Source organism: Chitinibacter fontanus (assembly GCF_013423785.1).
Lineage (GTDB): Bacteria > Pseudomonadota > Gammaproteobacteria > Burkholderiales > Chitinibacteraceae > Chitinibacter > Chitinibacter fontanus.
This window is the reverse complement of the sequence record NZ_CP058952.1, coordinates 3,323,076-3,334,878: the sequence shown is the minus strand read 5'-3', so window position 1 is coordinate 3,334,878 and position 11,803 is coordinate 3,323,076. Positions and strand designations below refer to the sequence as shown.

The 11,803-nt window shown below is 47.1% G+C and carries 10 protein-coding genes and 1 tRNA gene; 5 read left to right on the top strand and 6 right to left on the bottom strand.

Annotated features, from left to right (window positions below; translation table 11 throughout):
• The first annotated feature begins 56 nt into the window (after nt 1–56).
• On the top strand, nt 57–407 hold the full coding sequence (locus HZU75_RS15925) for an ArsC family reductase (RefSeq protein WP_180306962.1): 351 nt from the start codon (nt 57–59) through the stop codon (nt 405–407).
• A 169-nt stretch (nt 408–576) separates the two neighbouring features.
• Here HZU75_RS15925 and HZU75_RS15920 read toward each other — a convergent pair whose 3' ends face one another.
• Nucleotides 577–1,359: an inositol monophosphatase family protein gene (locus tag HZU75_RS15920; protein WP_180306961.1), complete on the bottom strand. Its 783-nt coding sequence runs from the start codon at nt 1,357–1,359 to the stop codon at nt 577–579.
• A 71-nt stretch (nt 1,360–1,430) separates the two neighbouring features.
• On the opposite strand from HZU75_RS15920, the gene HZU75_RS15915 reads away from it, so the two are divergent.
• Complete coding sequence (locus tag HZU75_RS15915; RefSeq protein ID WP_180306960.1) at nt 1,431–2,228, top strand: RNA methyltransferase; 798 nt, start codon at nt 1,431–1,433, stop codon at nt 2,226–2,228.
• A 74-nt stretch (nt 2,229–2,302) separates the two neighbouring features.
• Here HZU75_RS15915 and HZU75_RS15910 read toward each other — a convergent pair whose 3' ends face one another.
• The 3 genes from HZU75_RS15910 to HZU75_RS15900 all read right to left on the bottom strand — a co-directional run bounded on the left by HZU75_RS15910 (nt 2,303) and on the right by HZU75_RS15900 (nt 4,725).
• The gene (locus HZU75_RS15910; RefSeq protein WP_180306959.1) at nt 2,303–2,659 is read right to left on the bottom strand and encodes a carboxymuconolactone decarboxylase family protein; all 357 of its coding nucleotides are present in this window, start codon (nt 2,657–2,659) and stop codon (nt 2,303–2,305) included.
• A 143-nt stretch (nt 2,660–2,802) separates the two neighbouring features.
• Nucleotides 2,803–4,206 carry a PhoH family protein gene (locus HZU75_RS15905; RefSeq protein ID WP_180306958.1) on the bottom strand — a complete coding sequence of 468 codons (1,404 nt, stop codon included), beginning with the start codon at nt 4,204–4,206 and terminating at the stop codon, nt 2,803–2,805.
• Nucleotides 4,207–4,263: 57 nt separating this feature from the next.
• Nucleotides 4,264–4,725, bottom strand: a complete 462-nt coding sequence (locus tag HZU75_RS15900; RefSeq protein WP_180306957.1) for a peroxiredoxin — start codon at nt 4,723–4,725, stop codon at nt 4,264–4,266.
• A gap of 152 nt (nt 4,726–4,877) precedes the next feature.
• Between HZU75_RS15900 and dcd the strand changes: the two genes are divergently transcribed.
• Nucleotides 4,878–5,453 (top strand): dCTP deaminase, encoded by a 576-nt coding sequence (gene dcd / locus HZU75_RS15895; RefSeq protein ID WP_180306956.1) that lies wholly within the window; start codon nt 4,878–4,880, stop codon nt 5,451–5,453.
• Between the two features lie 25 nt (nt 5,454–5,478).
• A tRNA-Gly gene (locus tag HZU75_RS15890) sits at nt 5,479–5,549 on the top strand.
• Nucleotides 5,550–5,669: 120 nt separating this feature from the next.
• Here HZU75_RS15890 and HZU75_RS15885 read toward each other — a convergent pair.
• Nucleotides 5,670–9,995 carry a PAS domain S-box protein gene (locus tag HZU75_RS15885; protein WP_180306955.1) on the bottom strand — a complete coding sequence of 1,442 codons (4,326 nt, stop codon included), beginning with the start codon at nt 9,993–9,995 and terminating at the stop codon, nt 5,670–5,672.
• A gap of 368 nt (nt 9,996–10,363) precedes the next feature.
• The gene (locus HZU75_RS15880) at nt 10,364–10,531 is read right to left on the bottom strand and encodes a molybdenum cofactor biosynthesis protein MoaE (RefSeq protein ID WP_308419429.1); all 168 of its coding nucleotides are present in this window, start codon (nt 10,529–10,531) and stop codon (nt 10,364–10,366) included.
• A 217-nt stretch (nt 10,532–10,748) separates the two neighbouring features.
• Between HZU75_RS15880 and HZU75_RS15875 the strand changes: the two genes are divergently transcribed.
• Nucleotides 10,749–11,537 carry a substrate-binding periplasmic protein gene (locus tag HZU75_RS15875; protein ID WP_180306953.1) on the top strand — a complete coding sequence of 263 codons (789 nt, stop codon included), beginning with the start codon at nt 10,749–10,751 and terminating at the stop codon, nt 11,535–11,537.
• The last annotated feature ends 266 nt before the right edge of the window (nt 11,538–11,803 follow it).

Sequence of the window (11,803 nt, the reverse complement as noted above, 5' to 3'; positions counted from 1 at the left end):
CAAACCCTGCGCGCACTATCCAATTCTGGGCGCAGGGTTGCCACACGAGCAAGACGATGAAACTATTTGGCATCCCCAACTGCGACACAGTCAAAAAAGCCCGCAACTGGCTCACTGAAAACGGCCTCGAATACGAATGGCACGATTTTAAGAAGCAAGGGCTAAGCGCTGAGCAAGCCCAGACCTGGATTGACGCAATTGGCTGGGAAGCATTGATCAACAAACAAGGCACGACTTGGCGCAAACTGGATGACAGCAGCAAAGCGGCCGTTGTCGACGCCAGCAGCGCAATCGCACTAATGTTACGCAACCCATCCGTCATCAAACGCCCCGTACTAGTTACCCAGAACAGCACCCACGTGGGTTTCAAGCCAGAACTGTACCAGCAAATTCTCAAACAAAGTTAGGGTATAGCTTCAAGATTTATTACCAGCAAGCCCTAGAAAGACATACCCTACCCAATACAGATATCAACTTAGTCATTAGCAGCAATTGCAACCCATCTAGCATCGCAATTTAGGCAAGCAAACAAAAAGCCACCGCATGGGTGGCTTTTTTTACATGGGCATATGACGCTTATTTCAAATGGCCTCGAATCAACGATAGCATCTGACCAAACACGCGCGGCGTACCGCACAATACATCGCCCGACTCAAGGAATTTCTCTTCGCCGTTCATATCAGTCACCAAGCCGCCAGCCTCTTGCACCAACAGCGTACCGGCGGCAATATCAACCAGCTTCAGATCAAACTCAAAGAAACCATCAAAACGGCCGCAAGCGACATAGGCCAAATCCAGCGCCGCCGCGCCCGGGCGACGTACACCAGCTGACTTTTGCGCCATATCACGGAAGATATTCAGATAGGTTTCGAGGTTTTCAAAGCGGGTATATGGGAAGCCAGTACCTACCAAAGCATCTGACAATTCACGCACTTTCGATACGCGAATACGGCGATCATTCAAAAATGCACCAACGCCGCGCGTCGCGGTGAACAAATCGTTGCGATTTGGGTCATACACGACAGCCTGAGTGATCACGCCTTTGTGTTCAAGCGCAATTGAGATCGCGTATTGTGGGAAACCATGCAAGAAATTGGTCGTGCCATCCAGTGGGTCAATAATCCAAACGTATTCAGAGTTGCCACGTGAACCGGACTCCTCTGCTAGAATCGCGTGATTCGGATAAGCCTCAAGAATGGTATCGATAATCGCTTGCTCAGCTGCGCGATCGACTTCGGACACAAAATCGTTGTGACCTTTCTTTTCAGGGGTAATCAAATCCAGGTTATTGGACGCACGTTGAATAACGGTCGCCGCACGGCGCGCTGCGCGCACCGCGGTGTTTAGCATCGGATGCATGGTTTCTCAATTTAAAAGAACGTAATTAAGGACGTATTCTACCCGCCTCTGGCGCGAGAATAAACCCAACAATGAATAAAGAAATTAAGAAAAATCTCTACCAAGGCACTGAAACCGACTGTTTGCCGAAAATCCGCGTGGTTTTATCGCATACCAGTCACCCTGGCAATATCGGCTCAACCGCCCGCGCAATGAAAACGATGGGGCTGACGGATCTGTATCTGATCAACCCGAAAGAATTTCCATCCGAAGTCGCCACTGCGCTCGCTTCCAGCGCCGATGATATTTTGCAGAATGCCAAAGTTGTTAGCAGCATGGCTGAAGCACTCGAAGGCACAACGATGCAAGTAGCGCTCACCGCCCGCCGTCGCGAACTATCGCAACCGTTGCAAACGCCACGACAAATTGCGCCAGAAATCATTGCCACGGCTCGCAAAGCAGCAGCAGATCAAATTAGCAATGTGGCGCTGGTATTTGGTGCAGAAACAAGCGGACTGACGATTGACGAGTTATCGATGTGCAGCGATCGCGTCACCATCCCGACTAATCCAAATTACTCCAGCCTCAATCTATCGCAGGCAGTGCAAGTACTGACCTACGAGCTGCGCACCAGCTGCTTTGAAACCGATTGGGTTGATGTACAGCATTTGCAGGAAGATCGTGATTTAGCCACGCACGAATCGCTCGAAAAGCTGTTCGAGCACATGGAAGAAGTGTTACTCAAAATCGGCTTTTTACGCCCACACGCCCCGAAACGCCTGATGCCACGGCTGCGCCGCCTCTATGTGCGAGCAGAATTGGAGCGCGAAGAAGTCGATATTTTGCGCGGCATTTTGAAAGCCACCACTGAGTTTGATCGCAAAGATTAAACTCAGGGTATTGCCCTGCAGATCACAATCCAATTGACCTACAGGGTAATACCCAACAGAAAACATACACAATATTATTTCACAGCTTTTTCGCCACCATATTCCTCAAAAGCAATCAGCGCCTCGGCACCAGTCATCATGCTCGGGCCACCACCCATGTACACGGCTACTTGGATCATTTCTAAAAATTCCGCCCGCGTCACGCCCAACTTCACGCAAGCTTGCGCATGAAAGCCCAAGCAGCCTTGGCAACGTGCCGCAATCGCAATCGCCATGGCCATCAGCTCTTTATGCTTTTTGCTGATTGCACCTTCGGTGTGAGTGGCCTTGGTCAAGGCACCAAAAGCCTGTGCCGTATCGGGTATTTCTTGATTAAATTCACGCAATTTACCGCTAATTTCACGCACGACCTGATGATAGTGTTCGCTCATGATCCAATCTCCTATTACTTTAGCAATCAATTTACAAATAAGCATAGTGTTAAATCGCTCCGCAAACTTTGCGCCAAAACAAAACCGCGCCACCCAAGCCGTTGATCCGGCTTAAGTGACACGGTTCAATCAAGATGATGCGTCTATAACACTTCGGCGGCGTAATCAGCCAAGCGCGAGCGCTCGCCACGGGTCAAGGTGATATGCCCCGAGTGATCCCAACCTTTAAACCGATCAACTACATAGGTCAAACCGGATGAACCCTCAGTCAGATATGGCGTATCGATCTGGCTGATATTGCCCAAACACACCACCTTGGTACCCGGCCCCGCACGCGTGATCAGCGTTTTCATCTGCTTGGATGTCAGATTTTGCGCCTCGTCGATGATCAAAAATTTATTCAGGAATGTGCGCCCACGCATAAAGTTCAGCGATTTCACTTTGATCCTGCTACGAATTAAATCGCGCGTGGCAGCCCGTCCCCAATCGCCCGCCTCTGCGTCGGTTTGATTGAGTACATCGAGGTTATCCTCCAGCGCCCCCATCCATGGCAACATTTTTTCTTCTTCAGTCCCAGGCAGAAAACCAATATCTTCGCCCACCGGCACCGTGACGCGCGTCATGATAATTTCGGTATAGATTTTGGATTCCAGCGTTTGCGCCAGACACGCGGCCAAGGTGAGCAACGTTTTGCCGGTACCGGCTTGCCCTAGCAAGGAAACAAAATCGACTTCTGGGTTCATTAGCAAATTTAGCGCAAAATTCTGCTCGCGATTGCGCGCAGTGATACCCCAAATCGCATTCTTGTGGTGGCTATAATCTTTCAGGCTTTCAATCACCGCCGACTTGCCGTCAATACTGAGTACCCGCGCCTGCAATGGCGTATCGCCCGTCTGGTACAGCATTTGATTGATATACAACTCGGCCACATCTGGCCCCTTGATGCGCCAGTAGCTGCGCCCGCCTTCTTGCCAACTCTCCAGATCTTTACTATTGCGCTCCCAGAATTTCTGATCGATCTCGCGCATGCCGTTGTACAAGAGATCAGTGTCTTCCAGTACCTTGTCGTTAAAGTAATCCTCGGCCGCCAAACCCAAAGTACGCGCCTTAATCCGCATATTGATGTCTTTGGACACCAAGATTACTTCACGCTTGGGCTGCATCGCCTGCAAATGATGCACCACCCCAAGAATTTGATTATCGGCTTTACCCATCGGCAATTGGGATGGCAGTACGCTGGTAATCGCTTCGGTTTGCAAGAACAGGCGCCCCGTCGCCTGCCCTTTGCTGGCGGCCTCTAGCGAAACACCGTCGTACAAATTATGCTCCAGACCCGCGACAAGCTCTTCCATAAAACGACTAGCTTGCCGTGCATTGCGAGCAACTTCGGTCATCCCCTTTTTATTCGAGTCCAATTCTTCCAAAGTCATCATCGGCACAAATAAATCGTGCTCCTGAAAACGATACAGCGAGGTAGGGTCATGCATCAGAACATTGGTATCAAGTACAAATAGCTTGCTAATTTTCTGTGCTTTTTTGGCAGCCATGATGCTTTCCTCCGATCAGATTGGACAACAAAAAAGCGGCTCGACGGCCGCTTTAAACTACTTCAAACTTTCAACAAAACCGAGCACTTCGGCAACGTGATTAGGTACTTTCACACCACGCCACTCCTTTAGTATCTCGCCAGAGGCATTGATGACAAAGGTGCTACGCTCAATACCCCTCACCTGTTTGCCATACATATTCTTCATTTTCATTACCCCAAAAGCCTCGCACGCCTGCTCATCAGGGTCTGAAATTAACTCAAACTCAAGCGCCAGCTTGGCTTTAAAGTTTTCGTGACTTTTAAGGCTATCGCGCGACACCCCGTAAACCGTAGCGCCAGCTGCTAAAAACTGCGCATAGTGATCTCTAAAATCGGCCGTTTCCGTCGTACAACCGGGCGTATTATCTTTAGGGTAAAAATAAATTACTGCATAAGGCGTGGCCAGTTGAGAGAGATCGAATTGGCCAGCATTGGTAGTAGGTAGTTGCTGTAGTGCGGCGCACAGGGCAGAACTCATGGATTCTCCAAAATTGTTACAAAGTAAATACCTTAGTTCATTGTCGGCAATTGTAGTCAGCTAAGCAAGCCTCATTAACCATTCAACTTGTTTAGCCAAATGCTGGTTTGCTAGTACAATACGGGCAAAACATTTACAGGCGTGTGACAAACATGAGTATCAAATCGGATAAGTGGATTCGCCGGATGGCGCAAGAGCACGGCATGATCGAGCCGTTTGTGCCGGGTCAGGTTAAAGAAGTCAACGGCGAGCGCATCGTCTCTTACGGCACATCCAGCTACGGCTATGACATCCGCTGTGCTGACGAATTCAAAGTTTTCACCAATTTAAACTCGACCATTGTCGACCCGAAAAATTTCGACGAAAACAGTTTTGTTAATGTTTCCGGCAAAGGCTACTGCATCATCCCGCCCAATTCATTTGCATTAGCACGCACCGTTGAATATTTCCGCATCCCGCGCAATGCGTTGACAGTTTGTTTAGGCAAATCGACCTATGCTCGTTGTGGCATTATTGTGAACGTCACCCCATTTGAGCCAGAATGGGAAGGCTATGTGACTCTTGAATTTTCCAACACAACGCCCTTACCGGCAAAAATTTACGCCAATGAAGGTGTAGCGCAAGTCTTATTCTTTGAAGCAGATGCGGATGACGTGTGCGAAACCAGCTACCGTGACCGCGGTGGAAAATATCAGGGACAACACGGCGTAACCCTACCGAAAACATAAATTACTGCTATAATGTAGCGCTTGTGCGGGTGTAGTTCAATGGTAGAACGGTAGCTTCCCAAGCTGCATACGAGGGTTCGATTCCCTTCACCCGCTCATTGCTTGCTCAGACTTACGTCAAATAGATCCCCAACACCTTTTCATGTTGCCACCAACTCCCAGCCGCTTCATTCACATACTTTAAGTGCAGATTGGTTTTTGAATGTTTAAAACAGCCTACCGCTGCGAGCCGATATAGCGCGCTATTGAATTAAAGGTAGTTGTTAAAGCCTGATCAAGTTTTTGCAGTAAATCATTCAACTCAACAGCCTCTCCTTCTGCTGTTTTAGCCTGCCGCTCCACTTCACTGGCAATATTGGCCACCTCGGTAAGCGCCAAGGTGGCGGCTGCCCCTTTGAGTTTATGAGCCTGCGCACTTACATCAAGGAAATTATTCTGGTGTATTGCCAGCCTCATATCTTGAGTAACCTTTTCGTGTGCCGCTGCAAATTTACCGAGGAATTTCTGATATGGCGCCACTTTACCATCCCAAAGAGTTAAACCAGCCACGACATCAAGGCCCGGTAGCGCACCACTAGCCATAACGGACATATCACCACCCGTTGCTTCAGATGAGGACTGTCCAGTTGGCTCGGTATTGGAGAGATCTTTGGCAACCGCAGCTTTGGACAACCAAAATGCGAGGGTTTGAAAAAAATGTTCAGGCTCAATTGGCTTAGGCAAAAAATCCACCATCCCCACTTCTTCGCAGGCCCGTCGATCTTCACCAAAAGCATTAGCAGTAATTGCAATAATATAAGGGTGTTCTGGCGCTTTGCCCTGACTCAAAATCAACTTAGATGCTTCTAAACCATCCATTTCCGGCATTTGCATATCCATCAAAATGATGGCATACCTTTGCGCAGCTGCTTTCTCAACAGCTTCACGGCCATCCGCTGCCGTATCAACAATAAGGCCCGTGCCTTCAAGCAAAGCAATCATTAACTCTCGATTGACCTCCAAATCATCAGCCAACAAGATACGAGCACCCGCAAAACCACTTAGCAACTTCAGCGCTCCCACATCACCAACCAGCGCCGGATGACTTGAGAGATTGCTTGCTAATTCACCCTCCCCGCGTTTTAACAGTGCAGAAAACCAAAAAATGGATCCTTTACCCACTTCGCTAATCACACCAGCATCTCCCCCCATCAGATTCGCTAACCGACGAGTGATCGCCAAACCAAGTCCAGTGCCACCATATTTGCGTGTGGTCGAGACATCAGCCTGCTCAAAAGCGTGAAATAATTTACCTTGCTGCTCTGCGGGTATTCCCTCTCCGGCATCTTCAACTTCAAAGCGCAGCTCCACCCCGAAATCAGTTTCACAGACAACTAGCCCTCGGAGTTCAATCTGACCTACACGAGTAAATTTAATCGCATTGCTAAGATAATTAATTAATGCCTGACGAAGGCGTGTAGGATCACCGTGCAACCACAAGGGGACATCCTCAAGGCTACACTGTAGGCTTAGCCCTTTTTTGCGGGCCGCATCACCCATCATCGATGTCACTTGGTCGAACAACATGCCAAGATGAAAATCTATGCACTCTAGCTGCAAATGATTTGCTTCAATTTTTGACAAATCAAGAATGTCATTAACCAAGGAAAGCAAATGCTGTGTTGCGGCGTCAATACGATTAAGCCGCTCTAGTTGAGTTGGATTTTTTTCGTCACGACGCAGTAAATATGTTGTGCCCAAAATGGCATTCATCGGTGTGCGAATCTCATGACTCATATTGGCTAGAAATGAGCTCTTAGCAACATTAGCAGCAACAGCAGCATCCTTTGCCTCGCGTAAAGCAAACTCTAACTGCTTGCGCGCAGATAAATCAGTGTGAGTGCCAACTACACGTTCCGGCTTTCCTAACTGATCGCGCTTAGTTAGTTTTGCTCGACTCAGAATCCATTTGGTATCTCCATTTTTGCTTTGCAACTGAAATTCAAGTGAATATCCGCCTTCCCGCTCTAGCAATTGCATTGCTTGCGTAACAATTTCACCTCGTTTATTTTTAGGCAATAAATTGATCCATACATCTGCAACATTGTCACCCAACTCATCACGGCTAAACCCCAGCATGGCGTAATAGGCTTCATTGCAAATCACCTTACCAGTTGGGATATTCCAATCCCACAGCCCGTCATTAGTTGCGGCAAGCGCCATCCCAAGGCGTTCTTCACTTGAGTGCAAAGAATCCATTGCATCGTGCAACTGTTGGGTTCTTTCTTTTACCAATAATTCCAATTCATTTTTATGTCGCTCCAATTCCTCTGACATTTGGAGTTTTTCAGTAACATCCTCCTCCACTGCGACATAATGCGTCACCATTCCACTTGTATCGCGCAAAGGAGTGATACGAGCAAACTCTACTGAAATAGAACCATCTTTTGTCTTATTGTGGAATGTACCTTCCCACTGGTGCCCCTGCGCCAATTCTGACCACATCCGGGCATAAGTCTCATCGGGCGTGTTACCCGATTTCAAAAAACGGGGATTTTTGCCGATGATCTCTTCGCGCGTATAGCCAGTTGCCGCAATAAAAGCATCATTTACATATTCTATTTGCGCATGAATATTGGTAATAATCACCACAGAAGTACTTTGCTCAACTGCTAATGATATTTTATTTAATTCCAGCTCAGCCAATTTACGCGACGTGATATTTACATGAGCTATCACCGCACCACCTTGCTTTTGCTGCAATGGAGAAACGTGCATTGAAAACCAGCGTTGTTCGGTTGGAGAATGGCATGGATATTCCAACTCGAAATAAGGAATACGCTTAGCCAATACATCTCCGATCCCATTTTGTGCAGCCATGGCATCTATTGCATCATACCCAGAAGTTTTTTTGCACACATTAAGATAATTATTCCCCACGCCAGTAGCGGCTGCCACCTCATTGGCAAAATTACTGTTTTGCGCAGGAAATTCCTGCCATCTACGGTTGGTTGCAATAATCGTACCCTCTGCATCGACAACAGCAATATGGGCATTACTGGAATCAAGAACATCTCTACTAAATGCTTCTGCCGCAATTAGTCTTGCGGTAGCCATTTCAGCATCAGTAATATCCGTAACAAATGAAAGAATGCACTGCTCTCCATCAAAATCAATTAGGCATGATGAAATCCGCACCTGGCAGATTACTTGATCTTTTCGCTTTATTGCCGTTTTAAAATCAACCAGACGGTCTTTATGCAAAAGTGCATCAACAAAATCATTTCTACTGTAATTGCCATCATTCCAAAATCCGCTTTCACTTGTCGTCCGTCCAATCAAATCTTCTTCAGTCCAAGCAAAATCGCGTACAAAGTTTTTATTAACCCGAAGAATACGTCCATCACTAATGGCCGTGATAACTCCACCAATTGGACTTAACTCAAAAGTAGAAAAAAATCGCTCAGATGATTGCAGCAGCTCATTTTCAATTTTCGCATTCTGTAAATATTCATTAGCTTGAAAAAGTTGATGTCGTTGCTTCCAGTATGCAAACAACATTAAGCCAATGATTGTAATTATCACCAATGCAATTAAAGTCCCCCATAAAATCATTTGACGCAGTGAGGCTAGTACTTCAGCCTCGTCGACCTGAGCCAGCACATACCAATCCGTACCGACAACCGGACAAAATGCGGCCAGAACACTCGAACCACGATCATCGATGCCAGATATATGGCCGACGCCTGAAGAAAGTACGGCGGCTGCGGCTGGCAATACGGGGTTCAGAGGCAATTGCAAAGTAAGTGAAGAGAATTTGTCGTGGTGGATATCGTTGATGAATTCAACTTTGTCACCACGACGGCGTATCAGAATTGATTCGCCTGTTTTTCTGGCATCCGGCCATTTTTTAAGTTGTGGGTAAAGAAGTTTGCTTAAATTCATCCTTAAAATCAGGATGACAACTGGCGCTTCACCCCCCGCTTTTGAGTGAGCAAGCTGCACTTGTTCGTTTCTTGTATCACCGATTGGGAACAGCCAATCTAGATGCACATCCTGTGTCTTATCGCGATACAGATAAAAATGCTGGTTAGCTGCATGCGAAGACCCAAGTCCTTGCAAGCCTTTTTGCAGCTGAGGATCGTCTACTGCACAATCACCGCTTGCGTGCAGTATTTGCGCGCCGGGAGTAACTAGACATACCCCATGGTAATCACCCGTAGCTCTAATTCGGTCAAAAAGTGTTTGAATATGCTTACTTGGATTTGCCGAAACTTTACCAGCTGAACCTAACGTGGCCTGTGCAAGCACGAGCGGATCGCTGACAATCAAAGCTCCATCACTTCTTCGTTCATCAAACCAGGCTTCAATTTGACTTGCTTTCAGTTGCGCAATTTCAGTCAGATCCGCAAATGTATTTGCCTCTATGTAGGGACGGTAAATTGAGAAAGTGCCAATTGATAGCACAGGCACCAGCAATATTAAGATCGCAAACAACGATACTTGAAGGCCCACTCCAGACTTCGTGGCACGACTCAAAATAGTATTGAAGATGAGACTCATATAAGGCACTCACTGCAATTTTTCAGTGATCCGAGCGCAAAAAGGCGCATACTTACCCTCTATGTCATCCACGAAGAAATAGAAGACACTCGCTGATTTTCTTTTTTACGAAGACCGTACAACTCAAACTTTACAATGAAATATAGGCGATAAAGAGTCGGCAGAACACCACGATTGATACATGTTTTGTTGAAGGGATTATTTTGGCTATTAAACAGATAAAACCAAGTACAAATTCAATAGTGCTAACAGCTTACTACTACAAATTGAATGGGCAAATCAAACGGAAAATACTCCCGGTAGGGTGACTATGCCTCATCGACTATCCACCGCCTTTGAGCAATGACATCTGACGCCTTTAGATCAACCTAGTGCTCACCTTGCTGGGTGATTTCTTTTCTCCCAAATGGCGCTTGAGTTTTTATCAAATCCATCAGATAGGTATTGGCTGCATAGGCAGCTACCGGATGTTGGCTGGCGGTGATCACTAGCTCAGCAAACGCTAATTGCCCCACTCGGTGAATTATCGTCACCACATACAATTGCCATCATTCCCGCGCGTACTGCACGATATTGCGCAAGGCGCGCTCGGTCTTGCCTGGATAGTGCCCCAGATAATAATAACCTGAGCCGCATTCACCAGACCAAAATCAGATTGCTCACAACATCTCGGCAAACTACGATAGAGAAGCTGTAATCAACAGACGTTGCCAGCTCTGCACAGCTAGTTCACTCACACAGGACCGTGGTGGTATGCCGTTTCGCCCCCTTACTGCCATCGTCGCACTATTACTTAGCTTGCCAGTAAACGCTGACAACCCAATCTCCGTAACCATTTATGGCGATGAAGCTTATCCGCCGTACTCATTTGTGGAAGCTGGTGAGTTTAAAGGTATTTATGTGGATTATCTGCGCAAGCTGAGCCAGCGCGTACAAGGATACCGGATCAATATTAAGCCCATCCCTTGGAAAAGAGGGCTTGCCATGCTAAAGACGGGAGAGGCCTTTGCGCTTTTTCCTCCCTATCAGTTTGCTGATCGTGATTACATCCACCCATATTCCCTGCCACTTAATAAAGAAAGCATTGTTATCACGTGTAGCAGCACCGTGATGACACACCCTCGCCGCGAATTTCAGAGCGATTTTTCGGATGTCACACTAGGCATTAATGGCGGATATCTCCTCTCGGAGAGCCTTCAAGCGGCGATCAAACTCAAACAAATACATATTGATGAAGCACGCGGAAACGAAATTAATATTCGTAAACTGGCTGCTGGTCGGATTGGTTGTTACGTCAACGATCGGCTGTCTATTCATTATGCATTGAGTAAATTAAAAGCTGATCCGAGGGCAGATGCAACAATCAAAGAGCTAAAGCTAATTGACACGGTAGAAATAGCTAGCCAGACGGCGTACATCGCCTACAGCGCTGTGACAAATCTACCGTATAAGGCGGATTTCATCGACAAGCTCAACACCGCTATTCGGGAAAGTGAAAAGCAAAATGAACTCAAAGCGCTGATTGATACCTATACCAGATAACTGCGTCGTTTAGCGCAAACATCAGTTCGACTAAATTTTGTCGCTAATACTCACACATCTGCTCAGATATTTAATAGATTGACTAGGTCCTTCGACCTGCGTGTTTGACCGAAGCTGTGCAGGGTACGATAATGCGCCAGCTACGCTGTTAATTTTGATTGCAACAAAAAACGGCAATCATGCCGCCACGGCGATGCGCAGACACATTTCGAGCCAGCTACATTACTGGGCTACACGCAAACCCGATCAATCAATGTAAATCTATA